Raw genomic sequence first — 24,327 nt, forward strand, 5'->3', positions numbered from 1 at the left:
AATTACAAATGATATATGTCATGTTGCATATGCTATGTGACTTATAGGCTGTCACAATGCACAGCGGCACAGCATCCTTACTACACAAAAAAAAGGCCTGATCTTACCGATCAGGCCTGGTATAAAACATAACACTAACTAATTCTTAATTTCCAGCTTCACTTACTGTGCTAACATGAACCGCAATGTCAATCCGCCTCTTGTATTGGTAATCGGGTAGGCGGTTGAAATAACCGGTATTGTCTGCCGGCGATCATAGAAGAAACGCAGGTTCAGACGATTGTTCACCACATAGTCAATAGATGGTGAGATACCAATCACCTTCTGGCCACTGGTAGGTATTACCAGATCGGCATCCAGCCTGTTATTTACAGTTCTATCATCACGGAAGCTCATATCCAGGCGGAAGTTCATATCGTTCTGCACTTTCTTACCTTCTTTCTCCTGACCCAGGAATGCAAACTTCACATTACGCAGACGATAGCTACCACCTAATGTCAGCTCTGTTGAGCGCAGCTCCGTCAACTGGTAGTCAATCAGACTGAGGCTCAATGACCGTGTCTTCTTAAACTCTACCCGTAGGTTCAGGCTGCTCACGAAAGTCACATCAATACCCAGTAACGGCGCGAACTGTTCTGACATGGTAATATTCGGAACGAGGAAATAAGGCACATAGTTACCAGATACTGTATCCACAAATCCCGGATATCCTGCCAGACGAGGATCCTCATATAACAGCGCTGAGTTGTAAGAACTCATACTTAGTGAACCTACGTAAGCATGCGTCAGCGATACGTTAGTGAACAGTGACTTGAAAGGTTCCAGTTTCGTCAGACCATTATAAGCTACTCTCCAGTTTGGACGAGGGATGTAATTCTTGAACGGATTACTGCGCACATTGGACAGACCAGCACTTCTCAGTAAACCGATCTTCTCAGGATCCTTTCCTGTATATGCTGCCAGGAATGCCGGCACCAATACATCCTGCGCATAGCGGCCGTAACCATAACGGTAGGTCGGATCTTTCGGATTATTCTCCGGTACTCCAGGATCATTGTTGTAAGGATTGGATGCACCCAGACGGTCAGAGATAGTCTGACGGTAACGCTGAAATTCATTGAAGGTACTAGTGGTTCCGGTAGCATTATCGATGCCACCAAACATAGTCTTCACCGCCATATAGGAAATTTCAAATCCACCTGCATCATACGGACTCAAATGCTGGAAGCCTACAGAGTCGTTTAACTTCTTAAACAGTTCCGTATGTGTCTTGGTGAAAGATTTCGTCATACTCAGATCAATACGCAGATCATTCGCCGGCTCCAGCTGTGCCTGTATCTGCCAGCGCTGTGTGAACTGTTGCTGATACTGAATATTGAAAGTTGTATCCGGCGTAATCAGTCCTTTCTTCGCAAAATCATCCAACCATACCTTAGTAGGTTGCTTACCAAATACAAACGGTACTCCTGGTTCCCAGCTCGCCCAGTTCATACCCATAATCTTGGTACTATCAATATAACCCGGCAAGCGCGTACCGCCATTTTCAGAATAATCCAGACTCACACGTTTCAGCGATAATAATGGCTTCATTACCGCTTTCAGGATAGGCGATACTTCTACTGTTTTCTCCTGTTTAACCGGCTGTTTATTCCTGTTAGCCGGCGTTCCGGGACGATTGTTAGTATTAGGTTGTGGTCGTCGCTTCTGCTGCGTTCCTGTAATGGCGCGCAGGAAGGCTGACTTACTATACAGCTCAGAGAATTTAAACTCTGCCATCACTGTTTTCTGATTAGAGTTCTCAATAGCATTACCCAGGTATTTCGCAAGCAGGGAAGCTCCTGTCCAGCGATAGTCTGTTGAATATCCCAGCGCAATACTTGTCCAGCTAAGTGCAGGTATTTTGGTGGTAGGTAATGTATAGGTTACGTTAGCAGTATGATAGTAGTTAGTTGTTCTGCCCAGTTTAAAGAAGTTACCCCATACAGAGTCTTTCTTTTCCTTGGAGCTTAAACGTCCCTGTGGTTCATCAATACGTGCGTTATTCACTGCGTTAAAGTCAATAGTCAGACTGCGGGTCAGATCCCACTTCAGGCCATAGTACCTGTCAAACGTGAAGTACTTGTTGTACGTCTCAGGCAACTTATAATTACTATCATCACCTCCTACATTCCGGATACGGGTTGCTCCAAACTGACGTGTTACATCTATCCTGAAACTGATAAGAGATGGTACATAGTTAAAGTTGAAGTCACGTATCAGATCCAGCCAAGGCGTTTTCGTTTTAAATAACTTCTTGAATGGTGTGATAAACTTACTTTGTCCTGTAAAGGTGTAACCCAGACCTCCTCTGTGCTTGGTTAATTCATCGCTTTCAATGATCGGGTTACGGCTGGTTGTCTGCGTAAAGGAATAACTGATATCGAAGTTTTCAATATCCCATAGCCTGTTACGTTTCCTGTTCAGATTCAGGCGGCGTACATTGGTAAAGTTCAGACTCTTGATAGCCGTGAAGTCCTGTGCTGCCTTACGGATAGAATCACGTTCGTAATCACTGCGCGCCATTCTGAGCTTATCTTTCAATTTGATATCAAGGTCGTACGGATCGTATTCCGGCGAGCTTACAGCCTGTGAATAACCGGCATATATCGGGATAGAGAGGCTTGCTCTTTTTGGCAGCAGCTTACCGAGATCCAGGTTTGCTGCTGCGTCATATTGCAGATAGTTGTCACGGAAGCGCTCATTTACACGCTGATCAAGATTACCGAAACCGGCAGTATGCATATTACCTGATACACTGATCGTACCCAGATCTGCCAGCTGCACATCCACACGTCCCATACCGGCATATCCACCTTTCTCATCCAGACCGGATAAGCGCAATTCATTAAACCATACCTCGCCACATCTTGACAGACCATCATCCTTAGGGTTTGTTACTCCCAACATAATCGTTCTCACATCACCCAGGTTCGGATTACCAATTACACTCATGTAGTTGCCATTATCATCCTGACGGGTATATGGTAATAACGGCGAACAGGTATCACACTGGTTACGCTGCTGTTTGAGCATAGTCAGCTTATCCATCAGCAGGTTCACGTCATTAATCTCCGGCCATATCGCTGTTGGGGCTCTGTCTGACCAGTTAGTTACTTTCAGCGGTACCTGGTATTCGTAGTAGTTTTCTACAAAGTCACTACCCATACGGATCACTGCACGCAGCTGGCCATCTTTCAGAGAGTTAGGGTCGTTAGAAGCTTCCGCATGCAGGTACATCTGAATGGTTTTGTACTGGCGGAGGTCCATATTAAGGTTCTTTGATACGCCGCGGGTATCGCCATCAGCGAGGTCGCATACCTGGATAGACATCGCCTGCTCATTCAGCTGCAATACAGTACTGTTTGTACTCAGCGTATTCTGACGTACAACCCCCGGAGGCAGTACATAAGGGATTGGCTTACGGGAAGAGTTCTCTTCGATATTTACTGCGGAAGTATTGAAGAGTGTATTATCATCATTCGGAATAGGATCGCCAGCCTGCAGCTTATAGTTATACTGACGCCATTGGTTACGGATCAGTTGCAGTTTGGCAAAACGCACTACTAATGAATCTTCAAATCCTGTCAGGAACATACGCATGAAGCGGATAGATTTGAAGTCAGGAATGTTACCTACTTTCTTATCGAAGTCGCTAATCGGAATTTTAAACTGGTACCAGTTCTCCAGTCTGCGCTGTCCGTTAGCCAGTGTCACTTCCGTACTGATCTTATCAACAATGTAGTTGCTGCCAACGCCCATTTTAGGACGCAGATTCACGCGGTACTGGAAGTATTCTTCTGTCTCATTCAGGGTATTATCCCTGTTAAGATCTTCTGACTCAGGAATGTTGGTAGCTGCAGAGGAGTAAATGCTGCTACCGGTAGACACGGGCGAGTTACCTTCCGGATTACTGAAACGCTTATAACGCTGGAGGATATCCACATTATTATAAGATGCATCCCTGTAATGTTTATAATCATCATTGGAAGGATCGGCCAGTGCCTGCTGATATATCAGTGAGTTAGGACCAAAGTTGGCTGCCAGCCTGTCCAGGTAGGACCTGCGGAAGTTTGCCTCATCCCCGCTCTGTAAACCGTCATACCCCACGTCCTGGTAACGGCGGATCTCAGGATCATTGTCAAATGCCTGTGTGATCTGCTGCTGGAACTTCGGAATGCGGCCCCATACGGAAGAGTCAGTCTTATTCAGTTCTGTAGTCGGATTAGGTAATCCATTCTCGAAGAACTTCCTGGAGTCTTTCAGAATATCCTCTGATACGTTACCCAGGTTAAAGTATAACTGACCACCCGTGCTGGTAGAGTCAATAATGAAAGGATCCTGGATCCAAAATTCAATAAACTCAACGTTCTGGGTCTGGAAGTCACTATTATCAATTGCACGCATGATACCGCCCCATTTCTGTCTGGGATTGGTCAACCTGCCGGTAGCGGTAATACTGTCTCGTCCTGCGGTAAAGTTATAAGGTCCTCTTTCTTCCGGATAGTATGCCAGGTCAAGCGTACTAAGCTGGCTTTGTCCGAAATCGGTGGAACGGTTAGCGAATACTTCTGTCTGATACACCAGACGTACACGGGGGTCAGACTGTACCGCATCTGTAATACCATCCGGTAACGATGGGGATCTTGGTATCTGAAGCGTAGGTTCTATAATATACCAGGCCAGTTTAGCCCTGTTTGCACCGTAGGTCAGTTCGTCGTTACGGTCTGCTTCTGGAAACAGGATCCTGCCTAAACTATCAGAAGCGTCTTTCGGCGTAGATGCCAGCGCCCAGGCAGTAGCCGGGAACTTCAGGTCATAACCGCTCTGAGATCCTTCAAAGTCATCGATGAAGATCTGTCCCTGGTTACTACCAGGTGCATTTACCAGCTTACTATGGCCAGGGAATAGCTTGGCCACCTCACCGGTAAACATGATATTGGAAGGGGTATTACTCTGGTAGTTAGGTAGTTTATTCAGGAATCGTGTGAGCCCTTTCCACTGAGAGTTATAGTTTATATCTAATCCGACTACGGTATTTTTGATCGGATCTTCCCCGTAGTTCACCTTCTGGTAATACGGCCTTTCGCTCATTCTAGCGATCGTAGACCCCAGGGTCAGATTGTCATTCACCACATAGTCAAAGCGGGTACCGAAATAGTTCCTTACCTGGGTACCAAATGCGGCATTATTCTCAAACTGTACGTTGATTGCCACACCTGAGTTCAGGATACCTGCATTGATGATCTTGATACGGCCAAGGTTATAATCAATAATGAAATCCACATTTTCACGGAGCATCTGGCCACCTGCTGTTACGGTTACTGATCCCGGCGGGATGTTATAACCTCCCAGCATGATCTCAGAAGAGTTACTGGATTTGTAGGAACCTTTCAGCATGAATCGGTTCAACTGTGGGAACTGTTGGGCCACCACCTTAATGGAGTCATACAGTACCTTATATATATATTGCCGTTCCAGGGCAGCATTACCGCCAAAGGCCTTCTGGATACCCTGTGCAAAAGGCTCCAGTTGCGGGAACATGATCCTGCCTGTCTGCGAGTTGATGGTATACCCTTCCACATAGTCAAACACGCCATCCGGTTGCGGGTCATTCTGGTTATTCAGTCTGTCGAGGTTCAGGATAGATATCAGCGGCGCTCCTTCATAAATGCCCTGCGCATCTGGCAGGTAACGTTTATCGCTGGGGGCGCGGGTGTCTGTACCCGGATCTTTGTAGTATACATCCAGCTTAAAGTCGGCCCTGTTGATCTGATAAGCGCCGGTTGAGTAGATGTTTTTCATCATCAGATCCCATATCGGCAGGTTGGGACGGGCAGAAGTAGCTTTCAGCATTTTCAGGAACAGGATACGCTGGTTAGCGCTGTTGTTCTGATCTGGCGGAATATCCTGTGAGAACTCACCCACCTGATATACACGGCCATTATACGTATACTGATAAGCAATAGCTAAAACTTCATCTGCCTGGAGTTGCTGATTCAGGGAGATGAAGCCTAATTGTCTGTTGAGCGTATATTCAGTAGAGTCCAGTTTTCGGGCAAACGTCTTTTCATATTCCTGTACTGCCTGTAAACCAAGGTTTTGCAAACGACTGACCACTGTTCCGGTATACCGGCTCATAGGGTCAGAAATTATTTTAGCATAGAGATCATTCAGTTTGTTATCTGTCAGCCTGGAATTGGACAATACATTGATAGAGGTATTGTAGGGACGGTATTCACCAAGGTCCATCAGGCCGACGATATCCCTGGTGTTGGTAGTAGCGCCGGTTTTATTGGTTACCCATACTTCAATACGGTTCACATAGGCGAGGGAGCGTATCACCGGCAGGTTAGTCATGGCGTAGTTGAAGGTATCGCGAAAGAACTGACCTAACAGGAAGTGACGGTTATCTTCATACTCATCGGCCTTCAGGTTAAAGTCCTGGATCTGCGTACCCCCCTTAATCATCATGTTCTGTTTCTGCGATTTCTGGTTGGACAATACGCTGGTAACCGTCAGGCGGCCAAACTGCAACTGTGTTTTGATACCAAAGAGGGACTGTACCCCGGAAATGAGCGAGCTACGAAGGGGAAAGCTCACGTTACCGGCTTCTATCTTTTTAATAATCTCGTCGTCATAGCCGGTATATTCCAGTTTTATCTGGTTTTCAAAGTCAAAGGTTGATTGCGTGTTATAGTTGGTGATCAGTTTCAGCTTGTCCCCTATCTTTCCGGTGAGGTTCATATTGATATTCATATCAAATGCAAAACCTCCCGTTTTACGGGCCTGCTCTGTAAGCACGGGGTTTTTGATATTCTGACCTTCATATCCGAAGGTAAGTTCCAGGCTACCCTGAGGTTTGATATCAACTTTATTCCCACCGAATATTCTGTCAAACAGTTTGCTGCCTTTATACAATTCGGGGCCATTACCTTTCTGGTTAAGCGATCCGAGGGTACTGGCACGTTTTATCCAGTAATCTTCTTCACTTTTGGCAGACTGTATCTTATAATATTCGTCGAAGCTGAGGTATGTTGGGTTGCGGTAGTAGTGGTCGCCTATCTTTTCTGTTACTGTGTATTGTTTCGTTACCGGATCATAGTCAACTGTACGGGATATACTTGCAGGATCTTTAAGATCAATCTTATTTTTAACACGATCAGTAATACCCGTCCCATACCGGTCTTTGATCGGATACTTCAAGGTATCTCTTCGGACGGTATCTGGATTTGTGGTATAATTATTGCTCGATTGCGAGTATATGTTAGTATAGTTGTTATTATAACCCGAACGATTCCTTGCCGCAGTATCGAATATAAACATAGAAACAACTCCTATTACTGCAATAGCACCATAATATGTCTTTCTTGACAAGAGAAATAGGTTTTTATAGAGGTCAGGGTAATAAATGTTTATAGACCTTTCAGCGCCTTTTTAATTAGGCCTTCCAGGTCCTGCAATAGTGGTTCTGTTTTTAACACCTTGTTTATAGCGTTTTCGGCCACATTTCTGGCTATTCCCAAAGTGACTAAAGCATTTAACGCGTCTTCCTGGATTGTATTGTTTGGAGTTACAGATATTTGGTGTCCGACGTCCTTTTGTTTCCTGATCTTATCTTTTAGTTCGAGAATTACCCTTTTCGCCGTTTTGGCTCCGATTCCTTTAATGCTCTCCAGCATCTTTTCATTTTCCATTGCGATAGCCCGCTGTACATCTTCTGGTTGAAGGGAAGATAACATCATCCGGGCAGTGTTTGCGCCGATACCTGATACGCTTATCAGTAACAGGAACATCTGTCTTTCTGCATCATCAGCAAACCCATATAAAGTATGCGCATCCTCCTTAATATGCAGGAAGGTGAGCAATTTACAGCTTTCCAGTCCCTGTATGCGGGAGTAGGTATTAAGACTGATCTGCACTTCGTATCCAACCCCTTGTACGTCAATATGTACCATGGCAGGGGATTTATAGGACAGTTTTCCGTTGAGGTAAGCAATCATACAGGAATAGAATAGTTTCTAATGTTTGGCAAACCTAGTAAAAATTTGGCAAGAACAGGGCGTTCACTAACCTTATACTTACATTTACAAATTCTTATGTATTTTTACGGCTCGTTTAAAACATCTATTTTATTAATATGAACAAAATAACGGCCGCTATTACAGCGGTAGGTGGTTATGTACCTGACTACGTGCTCACTAATAAAGAATTAGAGAAACTGGTAGATACAACAGACGAATGGATCATTACCCGCACCGGGATTACCGAACGAAGGATTCTGAAGGGAGAACGCAAGGGAACGTCTGAGTTATGTGTACCGGTAGCGCAGGAGATATGCCGTAAGAGAGGGATCAGCCCGGAAGAAATTGACCTGCTGATCGTGGCCACCGTTACACCAGACATGGTGTTTCCAGCCACCGCCAATATTGTAACAGATAAAATAGGTGCTAAAAATGCCTTCGGCTTTGATATCAGCGCTGCGTGCTCCGGCTTCCTCTACGCCCTGGACACAGGCGCACGCTTCATCGAAAGCGGCCGCTACAAAAAAGTAATGGTGATAGGCGCTGACAAAATGAGCTCTATTATTGATTATACAGACCGTACCACCTGTATCATCTTCGGAGATGGTGGCGCGGGCGTTCTGCTGGAACCAAACTATGAGGGTTACGGCGTTGTTGATAGCGTACTCAGAAGCGACGGACATGGCCGTGAATACCTGCATATGAAAGCAGGTGGTTCTGCACAGCCTGCCAGCATCGAAAGCATCACTAACAGAGAACACTACGTATACCAGGAAGGTAAAATGGTATTCAAATACGCTGTTGCCAATATGGCGGAAGCAGCTGCTGATATCATGGACCGTAACAAGCTGACAGCCAATGATATCGCATGGCTGGTACCTCACCAGGCTAACAAACGTATCATCGACGCTACCGCTCAACGTATGGGCCTGCCAGAAGAAAAAGTGATGATGAACATCCAGCGCTATGGTAATACCACCGCCGGTACATTGCCACTCTGCCTCTGGGATTATGAAAAGCACCTCAAGAAAGGTGATAACCTGGTACTCGCTGCCTTCGGTGGTGGATTTACCTGGGGAGCCAGCTATCTGAGATGGGCTTACGATCCAAAGTAATTAATAACTAAGGAATTAAGCATTATAATTGTCAAATGACAGGTGTTTCCGCAAAGAGACGCCTGTCATTTTTTTGTTTTTATACCCCGGTACTCCTACTCTTGCTAAGTAGCCGGAATATATTCCGCTACATGACCTTCCTTTCGCTAACCACCTCCCCTCCCAATTTCTGCTATAATCATCCGACAATCCTTGGTCTGTTTATGCTTTAATATTCATACCATCCTCATACCAACAGGGCACTAAAAGGGCACTTCAATATCCCGGGGATATTGAAGTGCCCTTTTAGTGCCCTGTTGGCGTAGGAATAATATAAAACATCAAACGGGTATCAACCGAAAAATGACCAGGGAAATTCTAACTTGTTAGAGAAGGATTTATAAAAGACAATCTTTGCCTGCGGAATGGTGCAAACAGGCTTATTGAGCACTTAGTACTACATGGGATCAAAAAACTGACAATATCAATCAGTTATGACCGGACTCACCAAATACGGGCAGCCTATATTCCAGCTTTAACTGTTGCCCGGCTACGTCCGCCCTGATCTGCCCACCCATTTTATCCATAAAGTCTTTGCAGATGACCAGGGTGACAGACAGATCATCTCCCTCCCGGTACTCAAACAGGTGCGTTGCCATTGCCGGTGTAAATGCAGCTGCTTCGGAGGTAATGACAACACTTACCAGCTCGTCCTCGATGGCAGTCACTTCAATATTTCCTGCACCAGCGGACAGTACCGCTGCACAATGCAAAAGGCTGCGGTTTACGAAAGACAGCATTTCCTGGTCGCCAGCCAGGAGTAATCCCGGAGGTACATGTAATGCTATCGGTTGATGGCCGGTAGCTGTCATTGCCTGCTGGAAGGACAATAGCAGGTTGCATGGAGCAGGACTGTATACGAACCCGGATAGCTGTGATCTGATCCAGCGAAGAATATTATCAAAAATGACCAGCGTTTTACGGGACGATATCACTGCCTCATCCACAATCTGCTGCATAGATGCCTGATCCATGTCCTTATTACGAAACAGGGCCGACACCCTGATAATGTCATTCAAGGGTTCCCGGAAATCCCTGGCCAGTATAGCAATCAACTTATTCTTAAAATCGTCGTGTACACTAAGCTGCTGGTTCTTTTCAGAAATGGCGTCATTCATTTCCCTCAACATCTCTTCCTGGCGACGCAGGTTTTTATAAGATCGGTAGCGGGCCAGCGTAAATCCGCCGATCAGTAAAAGAAAGCCCACCAGGAAGCCTATCAACTGCTGCCGGCTTTTACGTTTGATATTAGTCCGCGCAATGCGCTGTTCCTGCACCTGGTTACTAAGCTGCCATTCGTTCAGCTCCTGCTCCTTCAGGAAGTAGTCCAGGTAATTCATATGATTACTGGAACGTAATTTCAGACGCTGCCTCACAACCTCAAGCAATGCTTTTCCGTAATAGTCTTTCTTAGCTTCATTGTTTCTTTTGGAGTAATGCCGGTATAATCCCATAACAGTCGGCAACATCATATTCAGGAATCCGGCACTGATACCAATAGCAAATGCTTTTTCCTTGGCAGGTATGGCATCGGCAGGATAGCCACGCTGCTTATACATATCTATATGGTCCAGCAGATCGATGGCTACTACAATCAGACCTTTTTTGAGTGCATCATCCGCCAGTTCATGTATGCGTTGTACAGCTTTTGCACCTTCCCCTTCTTTCATCCACTCGTCAGCTTCAAATGCATGTATGTAGTAGATATCCCGGCTACCCGGATATTTACGGATAATCTCTTTGGATTTTGCCATTGCCCATTTTACCGAATCCCGCCGGGTGCTATCGTCCTCATAACGGATGGCGAAGTTGATCAGCACAAGGCTGTATATAGAGTCCTGCATCAGTGATTTGCCCAGGTTCATGGCCTGATAAAGGTATTGGTCAGACTCTGGTTTCATGCCTTCATAAATATGAAAGACGCTTTGATTCATCAGCACCTGGCAGATGTTAGGCTGATCATTTAGTTCACGGTATAATTCCAATGCCTTGAAGCCATATTCAATGGCCTGCTTCTGGTTATCCTTTAGCGAAAAGAAAATACTGAGATTATTCAGTGCACCGGCAAGTCCGCGTTTGTCTTGTTGCCTGGTAGCAATAGCCCGGGCTTTGACAGCATACCAGAAACAGCTGTCGGCATTACTCAGATGGTACTGCATGCCCAGCTGATTGAGTACATCCGTATATCCTGCACTGTCGGTTTGCAATAGCAGGCTGCTTCTCAACTGACGGATTACTTTGTCCTGTGCAGATACAGGATTTATGGAGGATAATCCCACCAGTAGTATGAAGATGATATGTATAATTGTACTTTTCAAGTGATGCTATTGCTGTACCGCTGCCAATGGCAGGGTGTAAGTGAACGTACTGCCTGGTCCCACATTATTCCCCCCCCGGATCACACCTCCCATTTTATCCATGAAATCTTTACAGATGATCAATGCCAACCCTGCTCCTCCCTTGGATTTACCACTACCTTTTTCCCTGTTACGGTACTCAAACAAATGAGGCAGCATATCCGGATCGATACCTCTGCCCTGGTCAATAACAGCAACCGTTACATGATGGCCGGTTACGGTTGCATTGACTTGTAATGTACTGCCCGCCGCACTGAACTTAATGGCATTGTGCAGCAGGTTACGATGTATGAATTGCAACATCTCCCTGTCTGCCATTAATGCCAGCTGCCCGGGGATATTAACGGTAACATGTATTTTCTTTTCAGCACAATTATCTTTCAGTAATTCCAGCGCTTCGTGTATCATAGCAGCGGGTTGGCAGGGCACGGGCGTATATACAAATCCACTCAGCTGTGACCTGATCCATCGCAGGATGCTGTCAAATATGTGAAGTGTGTGTGCTGATTTTGTTTCCAGTTGTTTAAACAGCGCGGTAGCATCGTCATAAGACAGTGAGTGATCCTTAAGCAGATCTGTGATATCGATGATATGATTGAGCGGTACGCGGAAATCATGTGCAATGAGAGATATCAGCTTATTTTTAAAGTCATCCTGTGTACGCAGCAGGGCATTCTTCTCACTGATCTCCCTATTCTTCTCTCCCAATCTGGCAGCATGCTGCCGGGAGCGGCGGTGAGAGCGGTTAACATCTACCAATAGCAAAACGATCAGTACAAGCAGGATAGTCAGGAAGATGATAATAGCATAACGATGCCGGCTTTCCATGCCCTTTTTATCCAGTACCTGTTGCTGGTAATCGTGTTGCAACTGAAGGGCGCGTAGTTTCTTTTCCTGCATATAGTAGTCTATATAGTCCAGCTCTCCCTGTGTTTTACTGAGTTCTTCCTTCTCTACGATTTCCATCATCATGTCTCCATATAACTGTGCGGAGTCTTCTTCATGCCTGGCATCATACCAGGCGTATAGTTTTGCAACAACCGGTAGTGCGAGCTCCCGGAAGCCCCCGGCCATAGCAAGACGGGCCACTTCCCGCTGAGCGGCGAGTGAGTCGGCCTGTTTACTGCGTGCTTTGAATATAGCGAGGTGTGCATAGCCGTACATGGCATGATAGATATAGCCTTTCTTTTCTGATTCAGCAATCAGGTTACGCAGGCGGGTTACCCCGTCATTAATAGCTGTTTTAGCATAGATAAGTTCCTGAGCCTGCAGCATACCAGTGTAGAGGAGCAGGCGTTCATCATTTGCTTTGACAGCCATCCTGCGGGCGGAAGCAAGCGCCTGATAGGCACGTTTTCTATCTATGAAATCACTGCTGCGGTTCGAGCGAAGATCATTAGCGTAGATAAAATAATAGTTGGCAAGCAGCGTACGGAGGATGGTATCATTCTTTAAACGATCGCTCATACTCATGGCCTGTTTCATATAGCCAGCCGCTTCTTGATATTGTTTTTCATACTGGTAATAGACGCCCAGGTGCATACTGGTCTGGCAGATACCGGCGCTGTCGCCTAATTGTTTATAGAGGTTCAGGGCGTCGAGGTAGAAACGGAAAGACAGGTAGCTGTTATCGCGGTAGGCGTAATAGCTGCCCAGTCCGCGGTAAGCGGCAGCTTCTCCCCTTTTATATCCTTGTCGTTGGGCGATTTCGCGGGCCGTGCAGAGGTAAGAAAAGCAGGTATCCAGCTGGCGGTGTTGATACTGACCGGCCAGCTGATTCATGAGATCGACATATTGTGCACTGTCAGTGGTTGTAATCGTAGCTGATTCCAGCTGACGGATTACATGGAGCTGTGCGTATGCCTGTTTCAGCCGGAAGAAAGTTACGGCAAAAACGATCATGAGGCAGAATAATATGTGCTTTTTGCAGAAGATGAGTAATTAATAATGGTACAGTGTAAAGGCACTATCTGTTGATAGCGCTGGTCGATAGCGGCCAGGAGTTGATCTTTGACAGATCAATACCTGACCGGGTAAGTTCCTGTTCACCGGCAGTTGTGATGTAATAATGTTTGCTTCAGGGCCATTCTTAGCGATCCAACTTTTTTCTTTAGTAGTATCTGTCAGCAGCAGTCCCGGTTGATCCTCCCTATGTCATTCACACAGTATCGCCGGCGTTGCTGGCTTAGTGTCAGATTTGTTCAAGACCAGGCTTCATTGTGTTACAAGATAAGCTATATCTCAAATACTAAACCTCTTCTCTTTAATTCTTCGTATTTCTGTTTATCAAAGCGGTATAGGTGTGCTCCTTTCTTTGAGGTTGTTTTATCTTTTTCTTCCAGTTTTTCGAGTACGTTCATGGATAATATCTTCTTACGGAAGTTACGCTTATCCAGTTCTTTCTGATAGATTTCCTCGTACAGGCTACGCAGCTGGGATAGGGTGAACTTCTCGGGCAGCAGTTCGAAGCCAATAGGATGGAAATGTGCATTATCTCTGAGTTTCTTTAAAGCGTCAGCGATCATTTGCCGGTGATCGAAGATCAGATCAGGTATCTGGTGTAGTTCCAGCCAGTGCGCACTGAATTGCTGGGTAGGATGCTGTTCATGTTCTCTGATGCGGATGAGTGCATAGTAGGCCATGGAGATTACACGGGCGCCAGAGTCGCGCGTTACATCACCGTAGCAGGACAGTTGATCCATATATATATCCTCAAGACCAGTAGTTTGTTTTAGCACCCTTGCAGCAGCTTCGTCTACGCTTTCATTATCTTGCAGGAAGCCACCCATCAGTGACCATTCACCTTGCATGGGGTCTACTTTTCGCTGCATGATAAGCAGTTTGAGCTTACTGTTTTCAAATCCAAAAATGATACAGTCTACTGCTACCAGGTGCCGAGGTACATTCGCATAAAATGATTGTGCGCTCATTGAAATATTATTGTCTGCTTTATGCTGACCAGCTGACAGGGGCTTTACCTTCTGCCCCGTGTAAATTCGCTGTAGTCAGTAACGGGAATTTTAGTAATACCGGCCTGCCGTAACAGGGTTACCAGCTGGCCGCGATGATACGTGGCATGATTGAACACCTGCATCAGTATTTCTATAACGGTTGATTTACAATATTGTTTCCGGGTATTGTAATAAGCTACCACATGATTGAGTCTGACGGGCTGTACATCTTTTACCCAGTCTGACAGTTTTGCGGACTGTTCCAGCCAGCGGGAACAGGCGTCTGTGAAGACGCCATCAAAGTCCGCAGCAGGTTTGACAGTCTTCTCTACCAGGAGTAACCGCTGGTACCAAAGACTTTCTGCATCCCACATATGGTAAACTGTTTTACGCAAAGTGCCGAAACTGCTGCCTGTTTCCTGATCCAGCTGTGCATCCGGCAACTTCTGTAATACATCCGCTATCTTATTGTTAGCCCAAAGGTTATAAGCTGCATAGCTGAGCAGGATATCCTTCATGGATATAATTTTAGTTTACTATCTTCACCAAAATACCAAAAATATTGCACCTGCCACCAGTTGCAACTAAATAATCCTGCAGGATCATGGAAAAAATTACTATCAGGGACGTACGAAAAGAGGACTGTCCCAGGATCATGGAGCTCATTCAGGAGCTGGCAGTTTATGAAAAAGCACCTGAAGCAGTGACTGTTACGCTGAAAGAGTTTGAGGACGCCGGATTCGGTAAGCAGCCTGTCTGGAAGGCTTTTGCAGCAGTTTATACTGATAACGGGCAGGAAACCATTGTAGGCTTTGCGCTTTATTACGTGCGTTATTCTACCTGGAAAGGATGCCGTTTATACCTGGAAGACCTGGTAGTAACAGAGAGCTTCCGTGGTAAAGGTATAGGCAATCTGCTGTTTGAGAGACTGTTTGAGGAGGTACGGGAGAAGCAGTTTAAAGGTATGAACTGGCAGGTACTGGAGTGGAATGAGCCGGCAATCAACTTCTATAAAAAGCACAATGCAGCGTTTGACCCGGAGTGGTGGAATGCCAGCATAGACCGGGTTTAGTATAAAGCTAAAACATAAGAGGCGCTTCAATAACTGAAGCGCCTCTTATGTTTTAATACAATAGCATCTATCGGACGGATGAATGACTGATTCCGGCATCCTTTAGTATGGTAATCGGACTAGTTAATACCGTTTACAACAGCGTCTTTCTGGATCTTCACTACGAGACCCTGTAATACTTTACCAGGACCAACCTCGGTAAATGTTGTTGCACCGTCAGCTACCATTGCCTGAACGGACTGTGTCCAGCGTACTGCGCCAGTCAGCTGATCGATCAGGTTTTGCTTGATTTCAGCAGAATTGCTTACTGCTTTGGCTACCACGTTCTGGTATACCGGGCAGGACGGCGTGCTGAAGGTAGTGGTATCAATAGCTGCTTTCAGCTCTTCTCTTGCAGGAGCCATCAGCGGCGAGTGGAAGGCACCGCCAACAGGCAGTACCAGCGCACGTTTTGCACCAGCAGCTTTCATTCTTTCGCAGGCAATTTCAATACCTTTAACAGAGCCGGAAATAACCAGCTGTCCCGGACAATTATAGTTAGCTGCTACTACGATTTCACCTGTTTCTGTACTGACAGCAGCACAGATCTCTTCAACTTTTGCGTCATCCAGCGCCAGTACAGCCGCCATAGTGGATGGTTGAACTTCACATGCTTTCTGCATGGCAGTAGCACGGATATATACCAGGCGGAGAGCGTCTTCAAAAGTCAGCGTACCGTTTGCAACCAGGGCTGAAAATTCACCCAGGGAGTGACCGGCAACCATGTCTGGCTTTGCTGCTGGTTCTGCACACAGGAAAGCAATCACACTGTGCAGAAATACAGCTGGCTGTGTCACTTTGGTTTGTTTCAGGTCCTCTTCGGTACCGGTAAACATTACATCTGATATACGGAATCCTAATATCTCATTAGCTTTCTCGAAAAGCTCTTTTGCCTTTGGATTGCTATCGTACAGATTCTTGCCCATACCCGGGAACTGAGAACCTTGTCCTGGAAAAACGTAAGCGTGTTTCATCTGATTTGGTTTACAATGACCTGACATTCATATGTATTATTATTAGTACATATATCTTGGTAATTGGATTGCAAATATTCATACTCTTTGTGATATATCAAAATTCCGGGCTCAAAAGCAGCTATAATTAACACCTGTTCAGTAAATTGCAGCAGGTACCGGCTAAATATTGCCAGACCTTACCCCGGCAGGTAGACCTTTACCTGGTATTGCCAGCCACTGATTAATCCTACGCCTGACTATTACCACTATCATTGGAAGAAAAACGCTATTAAAACGGATAAACATGACTGAAACCATAATACCAGGAAATGATTACAGCATTATCTCCAACAAAGGATTTGAAGAGTTCTTTCCTGCGTTTGTTGATGAACTGAAGGCCAGTAATCCACAGCTGGTTGTAGAGGAAGTTGAGCGTATTGAAGAAGAAGTGTATGAATACTTCATTGCCAATGACACGCAGACCCATGATGACTACGAAGAGCATGGTTATGCCAGCAATGCGCGGGGTGAAGGCTGCTTCACAATTCTTGCGAGAAGGGTGAACAATCTTGAATACAAAATGGAGGTGATGAACAAGGCAGAGGAGGAAGTAGAAGAAACGATTGATCCGTATCCGGCGGTACTGATATTGCATGATACATGGAACTATACACTTGTACTGCCTGCGGCAGTTGAGAATAGTGCTTATTCCCAGCAGGTATATGATAAGGCTATTAAAGCTTTGAAATAGGCTGTTACATATTGAAGGCAAGCCAGCTAATGGTGGCTAATTGAGAATAGCCCTTGTTCCCAGCAGGTATACGACAAGGCTAGTAAAGCTTTGAAATAGGCTGTTACATATTGAAGGCAAGCCAGCTAATGGCAGGAGTTGTATATATGCGAAAAGCGCCCGGCTCAGGCCAGACGCTTTTCTTTTATTATAGCAAGAAGCTTATTTCGTGATCAGGCGCATAAATTCATTCCTGGTTCTGCCGTCTTCAAATTGGCCAGAGAATGCAGATGTGGTAGTGACAGAGTTTTGTTTCTGTACACCGCGCATCATCATGCAAAGATGCTGTGCTTCTATTACGACACCTACACCCTGCGGCTGTAATGTCTCCTGGATAGCGTCCAGTATCTGGTGTGTCAGGCGTTCCTGTACCTGTAACCTGCGGGCAAATACATCTACTACGCGCGCCAGTTTACTGAGGCCGGTAATGTAGCCGTTAGGTATATAAGCAATGTGTGCTTTTCCGAAGAAAGGCAGCATATGATGTTCGCAGAGGGAATATAACTCAATATCCTTTACGATTACCATTTCGCTGTAAGCTTCGGTAAATTTTGCGCCTTCCAGGATAGCTTTTGCATCCATCTGATAGCCTTCAGTGAGGAATTGCATAGCTTTGGCCACACGCTCCGGGGTCTTCAGTAAGCCCTCTCTTTCTACATCTTCACCCAATAACTCTATGCTGCTTCTATAATGTTGAATAAGGTCACTGGTTACCTTTTCATCATACGTTTCAATCTTATTATAAGCCATTTCTATATTAACTTAGTTCTGATAATCAACACTCCTGAACGCCCATCCAAGGTATGGGATCATGTGAAAGCTATTTGCCTCCGAAGTATTCAACGTAGATGCGCGGGGTTTCATACAACTTTATACAGTGCAGTAGAACACCCTCTGGCAGATGCTGGGTCAACTGATCCCAGATACCGATAGCCAGATTTTCGGCAGAGGTAAACTTACCAGCCATAAAATCGACATCCATATTGAGGTTCCGATGGTCGATCTTTTCTACAATGTGGTCCTTGATAAGCACGCCAAGCGTCTTTGCATTGAAGACGAATCCGGTTTCCGGATCAGGTGTACCCTTTACGGTTACATGTAATTCGTAATTATGACCATGCCAGTTTTCATTGGCACATTTGCCAAACACCTCCTCATTCTTTTCCTTACTCCAAGCGGGATTGGATAACTTATGCGCCGCATTGAAGTTCTCCACACGCGTTAAATAGATCATTATTAACTCTATATTTTCGGCAAAGTTACAATAATTCGATCATAGTCGATCGCGAGGGCAAAACCCCTACCTTTGCATCATGAAAATACTGGTCACAGCTGCTACAACCTTTGAAATACAGCCACTTATAGAGCATCTGGGCAGCAAAAAGTACGAGAATTGTCACATCAGCATACTCATCGGAGGTATCGGAATGATGCATACCGCCTATCAACTGGGTAAACAATTTGTCCATAATCGACCTGATCTGGCTATACAGGCAGGTATTGCCGGATGCTTTGACCATTCCTGGGAAATGGGTAAAGTGGTACTGATAGACCGCGAACAACTGGGAGATCTGGGCGTAGAAGATGATCAATCCTATAAAGACCTCTTCGATATACAATTATGGCAACCAGATCAGGCTCCTTTTACCAACCGCCAGCTTATTAACACATTTGCAGACGTACCGCAACTGCCCGCACTGCCTAGAGCAGCCGGTGTGACGATTAATACTGTCAGTGGCAGCGATCGTACACGTCAGTTACTGGTAGACAAGTACAACCCTGAAGTTGAAAGTATGGAAGGTGCTGCTTTTCATTACGCTTGTCTGGAAGAGAAGATACCATTTTTTCAGCTGCGCAGCATATCCAACTATGTAGAAGTCAGAGACAAAAGCAAATGGAAGATACCATTAGCCATACAGACATTGAATGAAGCATTGATTAAATATATTGAACAATGGAACTAACATTAGGATTTTCACCTTGCCCGAATGACACCTTCATTTTCGACGCTATGGTGAATAACAAAATTGATACAAAAGGCTTAACATTCAGCACGCAACTGGAAGATGTTGAAACACTGAATAAATGGGCAATGCAGGGTAAACTGGCTATTACGAAACTGAGCTTTGGCGTGTATCAGAAAGTAAAAGATCAGTATGAACTACTCAATAGCGGCAGTGCATTAGGCAGAGGCTGCGGTCCGCTGCTGATTGCCAGAAAAGATATACCGCAGGACAAGATCAAAGACTGTAAGATTGCTATACCTGGCGAGAATACTACTGCAAATCTCTTATTCTCTATTGCCTTTCCGGAAGCCCGCAACAAAGAGGTGCTGTTATTTTCTGATATCGAAAATGCAGTACTGGATGGCAGCGTAGATGCCGGTGTGATCATTCACGAAAACAGATTCACGTATCAGGACAAAGGACTGGTGAAGATCATTGATCTGGGCGAATACTGGGAGAGTACTACAGGCAGCCCTATTCCACTGGGAGGCATCTTTATCCGTAAAGATATACCTGCACATATCAGACAACAGGTAGATGAGCTGATACATGACAGCTTACAGTATTCCTTCCAGCATTATCCACAGCTATCGTCTTATGTAACTGAACATGCGCAGGAAATGGATGAAAAGGTGATGCGTCAACACATTGATCTTTATGTGAACGATTTCAGCCTGGGATTAGGAGAAGCAGGAAAAGCGGCTGTAGACAGACTTATGTCTGTATATGCATAAACGTTATACATTTTCTTTTATAAAAAATGGAGTCCACAGATAATCACACTGTATTATCTATGGACTCTTTTTTTGCATCCTAATGGTATATAAGGGCGGCTTCTTTATTGTTAGTTTACCCTAAGAAGCCAATGCTGCTTTGTAAACCTCCAGCACACGCTTACGTGCCTGTTCATGTACGACCATCGGCTTTACATAAGTCAGTTCTTCAAACTCGGGTACCCATTTCCTGATGTATTCAAAATCAGGATCGAATCTCTGTGTTTGTAATGTGGGATTGAACACACGGAAATAAGGGGCCGCATCACATCCGCAACCTGCAGCCCACTGCCAGTTACCATTGTTAGCAGCCAGGTCATAATCCAGCAGCTTTTGAGCAAAGTATGCTTCTCCCCAACGCCAGTCTATGAGCAGGTGTTTAGTGAGAAAGCTGGCTGTGATCATCCTAACGCGGTTATGCATAAAACCGGTTGTATTCAGTTCACGCATACCGGCATCCACGATGGGATAACCTGTTTGTCCATTACACCAGCGTTGAAACTCTTTTTCATTATTCCGCCACTGTATATTGTCATACTCACGACGGAATGCTTGTGTTACTACATGAGGGAAATGCCAGAGTATCATCTGGAAGAAATCACGCCAAATCAGTTCACCGAGAAAAGTTTGATTTAATGTATTTGCTTTATCTGCAAGTTCCCTCACACTGATAGTTCCAAAACGCAGGTGTAGGCCAAGATGAGTAGTGCCTTCTATACCCGGCACATCACGCGTTTTGTCGTAGTTCTTTAATATACTGTCTTTTACTCTTGCTTTAGGAAACCCCCTGAATCCTGCCTGGAATCCTATGGCACGGAGGCTGGGGATTTTCTTAGCTTTCTGACGATAGAAGTTCCGGAAGTACTTTTCTACCGGATAAGGTTTTAAGTAAAAATCATTCAACAGGCTTTTCCATTTTTTACTGAAAGGAGTAAATACCGTGTATGGCTGGCCGTTATCTTTCAACACCTCTGTCGGAGAAAAGATCACGTGATCTTTATAGAGGTGGAGATCGATATTTTTTGACCTGAGCATTTCTGCAATATCCGCATCGCGTTTAACTGCATATGGCTCATAATCAATACTAGCAAACACTTCACGCACATCATACACCTGAGTAAAATGTTCAAATGCCTGCATGGGAGTACCATAAAATACTTCCAGCGTACTGCCCAGTCTACTGAGCTTTTCCTGTAGTTCCTCCAGTACATCATGAATGAAAGTGACACGTCTGTCGTGTTTATCATCAAGATCTTTGAGGATATTAGTGTCAAAAACAAACACTGGCACTACAGGGTTATCTGACTTCAACGCATGGTATAATGCTGCATGATCAAGCAAACGCAGGTCACGCCGCAACCAGCATAAATTTACAGTTGGAGGCATAAGAGTGGTTAGTTTTGCATTCTCGTTAAACTGATAGCTAATAATCTCGGTACCAAGATAAATCGGAAAAGTATAAAATAAAGTCACTAAAAATGTGCCACTGTGATGCGGTTTCAGCGACAATCATTATTTCGAGTAAGCAGCTGTATTGAGTCAGAGCCCTTCATGTATCAATTCGTGTAATATCACTGCAGTAGCATTGCTATAACTAATATCGCGGAAGGTACTTACCCATCTTATGCCGGTAATGGCATTCGTCAGGAATATCTCATCAGCAGTTTCAAGATCCGCCACGGTAACAGGTTTTTCTATTACGCTGAAGGGCAGCTCCATCCGCAGCAGCTGTTTACGCATTACACCGCATACACCGCCTTCTGATAAGGGCGGCGTTATAATCTGCCTTTCCTGTACTATAAAAAGATTAGCGATAGTGGTATCAGCTACTCTGCCATATGGATTCAGCAATACTGCTTCATTAATGCGGTGTTGCTTGGCATACATAGCTGCCATTACGTACGGCAGGCAATTATTAGACTTAATAAAGGAGTATTTGTCACTGGCCTTTCTTACATCAGGAAAGATGTCCAGGGTCAGCCCTGAAGCATTTAATTCCAGTATCTGCCGGTTTAAGTCCCAGCTCTGTAAGATGAAGTTAGGCAGGTTATTGACCGGATCGTACAGACCGCCATCTGACCTGAAGACTGTGAGCCGGACCCTGGTCAGTTGTTCATGCTCATTACGGGCACAAAGTTCAGCGACCAGTCTGGCAAAGTATGCCTTTGTAAAATGCTGAGGTACGTCAAAATGCAGGAGGTTTAAACTGGCCATTAGCCGTTCAAAATGTAGGTCTGCCAACAGGATGCCACCCTGGTATACCCGCATGGTTTCAAAGCAGCCGTCTCCATAACGGAAAGATCGGTTATCCGCTGTTAAGATGGGTTCGGACGCCGCAATAAATTTACCATTATAACATAAAAAACCCGATTGCACTTCGAACACTTTAACGTTTGTTGGACTGTTAAGTTACGGAAATTTAACCGGGTAGAAATGGGTAGCGGTTACCCGGCATTACACCGGATAACCGTCTTTTTTTCACATAGGACAGGGGTCCTTCCCGGCCTTGGCCTGAACGAACGCCTGCTATGGCTCAATAACCCTGTAAATTACTGTTGATAAAAACGGGACCCATAGCGGGACCGTCAGTACACGCATGAACTATGAGCAATGCACACATTGCTACATATTGAACAGTATTACTTCATAAAATAAACAGTATAGGATAAATAGGACACGACGAACAGTCACATGACAGATACTTATATACTTTTCAATATATCAGTAATACCTGGAACTGCTAAATAAATATATACCTGATTTAAGACATAGATACGTGGTAATTCATTCCATAAATGTTGCTTGATTCATCTAATGTTCACAGACAAGACACAATGCAGTAGCATTGTACAATTTTAAATTTTGGCTTCTTATAGGAGAACTTTTTTCTCCGGATCATCAATAACTAGAATGCTGTTTTATGCTCTCCACCGCTGCCTTTATAACTATCAGCGGTTGACATAGCAAAGATGCTGAATTAGTTTTACTCTACAATAGCAAGTTAAGGGTATTGTAAATATGAGGGATAATACTTATGAAGAGAAAATAAAGATTGAATAATTGAAATATAGCACAGGTAAGAGCAACATACCTTCCTCGTTAAGACCAGTATTTTTAACTGCAATATGTTAATCGCTAACTTATAATTACAACAACAATTGCTGTTGTTTATGACTTGTTCCAGATGATTGGTAACGATGATTCATCAATACTAATAACACTGATTGTATGCATGGTATTGTCTGATACTACTAGTATCGCATGAACATAGTAGTGCTGATATTGATTGATGATCTATGATACAGGCGAACAGATATCAATAAAAACCAATTAATCATAACTTCAACCGTTGCGGAAAGCAGCATTGAACAGCACATAATAGTAAGAGGCGTTTCAATACATGAAACGCCTCTTACTATTACATTAAATAACAATATCGGAATAATGAACTACCAGCTGTTGCATTGAGACTGCTGCTTCTCAAGACAGTTTCATTTCGGGTATTTCTCCCGCTATAACCAGTCTGCCGGCGGTTTTGGCAACAATCTCTTCTACACTTACTCCGGGCGCTCTTTCCAGCAATCTGAAGCCTTCGGGAGTCACATCCAGCACAGCCAGTTCTGTCACAATTTTCTTCACACAGGATACGCCTGTCAGCGGTAAGCTACATTGCGGCAGCAATTTACTTTCTCCTTTAGGATTGGTATGCATCATCGCAACGATGATGTTCTTAGCAGCAGCAACCAGGTCCATTGCACCACCCATACCTTTTACCATCTTACCAGGTATTTTCCAGTTAGCAATATCGCCGGTATCAGATACTTCCATAGCACCTAAAACAGTCAGATCTACCTTACCTGCCCTGATCATGCCGAAGCTCTCTGCGGAATCAAAGAAGACACCGCCAGGTAGTACGGTAACTGTTTCTTTACCTGCATTAATCAGGTCTGCATCAATCTCCTGCTCATCAGGGTAAGGCCCCATGCCCAGCAATCCATTTTCAGACTGCAGCATAATGGATATACCGGCAGGAATAAAATTGGCAACAAGCGTAGGAATACCAATACCCAGGTTCACATACATTCCGTCGCGCAGTTCCTGCGCTATTCTTTTGGCAATGCCATATTTATCTAAAGACATATTAATTTCCGGTTTGAGGTTGCAGTAAA

The 24,327-nt window shown here is 44.8% G+C and carries 17 protein-coding genes; 5 read left to right on the forward strand and 12 right to left on the reverse strand.

The genetic code is table 11. From position 1 onward, the window contains the following. Positions 1–162: 162 nt before the first annotated feature. Positions 163–7,413, reverse strand: a complete 7,251-nt coding sequence (gene sov / locus K1Y79_RS14015) for a T9SS outer membrane translocon Sov/SprA (RefSeq protein ID WP_220250716.1) — start codon at positions 7,411–7,413, stop codon at positions 163–165. A 38-nt stretch (positions 7,414–7,451) separates the two neighbouring features. Then, complete coding sequence (ruvA, locus tag K1Y79_RS14020; RefSeq protein ID WP_220250719.1) at positions 7,452–8,039, reverse strand: Holliday junction branch migration protein RuvA; 588 nt, start codon at positions 8,037–8,039, stop codon at positions 7,452–7,454. 137 nt (positions 8,040–8,176) lie between these two features. Here ruvA and K1Y79_RS14025 point away from each other — a divergent pair, with 137 nt between their 5' ends. Then, entirely contained in the window at positions 8,177–9,175 is a 999-nt protein-coding gene (locus K1Y79_RS14025) for a beta-ketoacyl-ACP synthase III (protein WP_220250720.1), read from the forward strand. A 467-nt stretch (positions 9,176–9,642) separates the two neighbouring features. Here the strand turns inward: K1Y79_RS14025 and K1Y79_RS14030 are convergent, their stop codons facing one another. The 4 genes from K1Y79_RS14030 to K1Y79_RS14045 all read right to left on the reverse strand — a co-directional run bounded on the left by K1Y79_RS14030 (position 9,643) and on the right by K1Y79_RS14045 (position 15,040). After that, positions 9,643–11,532, reverse strand: coding sequence for a sensor histidine kinase (locus K1Y79_RS14030; protein WP_220250722.1), 1,890 nt, complete (start codon positions 11,530–11,532; stop codon positions 9,643–9,645). A 6-nt stretch (positions 11,533–11,538) separates the two neighbouring features. After that, on the reverse strand, positions 11,539–13,473 hold the full coding sequence (locus tag K1Y79_RS14035; RefSeq protein WP_220250724.1) for an ATP-binding protein: 1,935 nt from the start codon (positions 13,471–13,473) through the stop codon (positions 11,539–11,541). A gap of 332 nt (positions 13,474–13,805) precedes the next feature. Beyond that, positions 13,806–14,501 carry an NUDIX hydrolase gene (locus K1Y79_RS14040; RefSeq protein ID WP_220250726.1) on the reverse strand — a complete coding sequence of 232 codons (696 nt, stop codon included), beginning with the start codon at positions 14,499–14,501 and terminating at the stop codon, positions 13,806–13,808. A gap of 44 nt (positions 14,502–14,545) precedes the next feature. Next, entirely contained in the window at positions 14,546–15,040 is a 495-nt protein-coding gene (locus K1Y79_RS14045; protein WP_220250728.1) for a DinB family protein, read from the reverse strand. Between the two features lie 86 nt (positions 15,041–15,126). Here K1Y79_RS14045 and K1Y79_RS14050 point away from each other — a divergent pair, with 86 nt between their 5' ends. Beyond that, a complete protein-coding gene (locus K1Y79_RS14050) occupies positions 15,127–15,594 on the forward strand; it encodes a GNAT family N-acetyltransferase (RefSeq protein WP_220250729.1) in 468 nt (155 codons plus the stop codon). 119 nt (positions 15,595–15,713) lie between these two features. Here the strand turns inward: K1Y79_RS14050 and fabD are convergent, their stop codons facing one another. Then, entirely contained in the window at positions 15,714–16,607 is an 894-nt protein-coding gene (gene fabD, locus K1Y79_RS14055) for an ACP S-malonyltransferase (protein WP_220250730.1), read from the reverse strand. Between the two features lie 286 nt (positions 16,608–16,893). Between fabD and K1Y79_RS14060 the strand changes: the two genes are divergently transcribed. After that, positions 16,894–17,340, forward strand: coding sequence for a hypothetical protein (locus K1Y79_RS14060; protein ID WP_220250731.1), 447 nt, complete (start codon positions 16,894–16,896; stop codon positions 17,338–17,340). Between the two features lie 201 nt (positions 17,341–17,541). Here the strand turns inward: K1Y79_RS14060 and folE are convergent, their stop codons facing one another. Both folE and K1Y79_RS14070 read right to left on the reverse strand, forming a co-directional pair. Beyond that, entirely contained in the window at positions 17,542–18,129 is a 588-nt protein-coding gene (folE, locus tag K1Y79_RS14065; RefSeq protein ID WP_220250732.1) for a GTP cyclohydrolase I FolE, read from the reverse strand. 70 nt (positions 18,130–18,199) lie between these two features. Then, positions 18,200–18,613, reverse strand: coding sequence for a 6-pyruvoyl trahydropterin synthase family protein (locus K1Y79_RS14070; protein ID WP_220250733.1), 414 nt, complete (start codon positions 18,611–18,613; stop codon positions 18,200–18,202). A gap of 79 nt (positions 18,614–18,692) precedes the next feature. Between K1Y79_RS14070 and mqnB the strand changes: the two genes are divergently transcribed. Together mqnB and K1Y79_RS14080 are read left to right on the forward strand one after the other, a co-directional pair. Beyond that, positions 18,693–19,343, forward strand: coding sequence for a futalosine hydrolase (gene mqnB, locus K1Y79_RS14075; protein ID WP_220250734.1), 651 nt, complete (start codon positions 18,693–18,695; stop codon positions 19,341–19,343). Beyond that, the gene (locus K1Y79_RS14080) at positions 19,334–20,119 is read left to right on the forward strand and encodes a 1,4-dihydroxy-6-naphthoate synthase (RefSeq protein ID WP_220250736.1); all 786 of its coding nucleotides are present in this window, start codon (positions 19,334–19,336) and stop codon (positions 20,117–20,119) included. The genes mqnB and K1Y79_RS14080 overlap by 10 nt, the downstream gene beginning before the upstream one ends. Positions 20,120–20,239: 120 nt before the next feature. On the opposite strand, the gene K1Y79_RS14085 is transcribed toward K1Y79_RS14080, so the two are convergent. The 3 genes from K1Y79_RS14085 to K1Y79_RS14095 form a co-directional block, all read right to left on the reverse strand. Then, complete coding sequence (locus K1Y79_RS14085; protein ID WP_220250738.1) at positions 20,240–21,544, reverse strand: cryptochrome/photolyase family protein; 1,305 nt, start codon at positions 21,542–21,544, stop codon at positions 20,240–20,242. Between the two features lie 153 nt (positions 21,545–21,697). Continuing rightward, positions 21,698–22,534, reverse strand: coding sequence for an aminotransferase class IV (locus K1Y79_RS14090; RefSeq protein ID WP_220250740.1), 837 nt, complete (start codon positions 22,532–22,534; stop codon positions 21,698–21,700). Positions 22,535–23,638: 1,104 nt separating this feature from the next. Beyond that, positions 23,639–24,298 (reverse strand): 3-oxoacid CoA-transferase subunit B, encoded by a 660-nt coding sequence (locus K1Y79_RS14095; RefSeq protein ID WP_220250741.1) that lies wholly within the window; start codon positions 24,296–24,298, stop codon positions 23,639–23,641. Positions 24,299–24,327 lie beyond the last annotated feature (29 nt).

The sequence above is a fragment of the Chitinophaga rhizophila genome (assembly GCF_019492185.1).
GTDB lineage: Bacteria > Bacteroidota > Bacteroidia > Chitinophagales > Chitinophagaceae > Chitinophaga > Chitinophaga rhizophila.

Coding starts and splice junctions, on each gene's coding strand:
- ruvA (WP_220250719.1), bottom strand. CDS start 8,039: ATGATTGCTTACCTCAACGGAAAACTGTCCTATAAATCCCCTGCCATG.
- K1Y79_RS14025 (WP_220250720.1), top strand. CDS start 8,177: ATGAACAAAATAACGGCCGCTATTACAGCGGTAGGTGGTTATGTACCT.
- K1Y79_RS14035 (WP_220250724.1), bottom strand. CDS start 13,473: ATGATCGTTTTTGCCGTAACTTTCTTCCGGCTGAAACAGGCATACGCA.
- K1Y79_RS14040 (WP_220250726.1), bottom strand. CDS start 14,501: ATGAGCGCACAATCATTTTATGCGAATGTACCTCGGCACCTGGTAGCA.
- K1Y79_RS14045 (WP_220250728.1), bottom strand. CDS start 15,040: ATGAAGGATATCCTGCTCAGCTATGCAGCTTATAACCTTTGGGCTAAC.
- K1Y79_RS14050 (WP_220250729.1), top strand. CDS start 15,127: ATGGAAAAAATTACTATCAGGGACGTACGAAAAGAGGACTGTCCCAGG.
- fabD (WP_220250730.1), bottom strand. CDS start 16,607: ATGAAACACGCTTACGTTTTTCCAGGACAAGGTTCTCAGTTCCCGGGT.
- K1Y79_RS14060 (WP_220250731.1), top strand. CDS start 16,894: ATGACTGAAACCATAATACCAGGAAATGATTACAGCATTATCTCCAAC.
- folE (WP_220250732.1), bottom strand. CDS start 18,129: ATGGCTTATAATAAGATTGAAACGTATGATGAAAAGGTAACCAGTGAC.
- K1Y79_RS14070 (WP_220250733.1), bottom strand. CDS start 18,613: ATGATCTATTTAACGCGTGTGGAGAACTTCAATGCGGCGCATAAGTTA.
- mqnB (WP_220250734.1), top strand. CDS start 18,693: ATGAAAATACTGGTCACAGCTGCTACAACCTTTGAAATACAGCCACTT.
- K1Y79_RS14080 (WP_220250736.1), top strand. CDS start 19,334: ATGGAACTAACATTAGGATTTTCACCTTGCCCGAATGACACCTTCATT.
- K1Y79_RS14085 (WP_220250738.1), bottom strand. CDS start 21,544: ATGCCTCCAACTGTAAATTTATGCTGGTTGCGGCGTGACCTGCGTTTG.
- K1Y79_RS14095 (WP_220250741.1), bottom strand. CDS start 24,298: ATGTCTTTAGATAAATATGGCATTGCCAAAAGAATAGCGCAGGAACTG.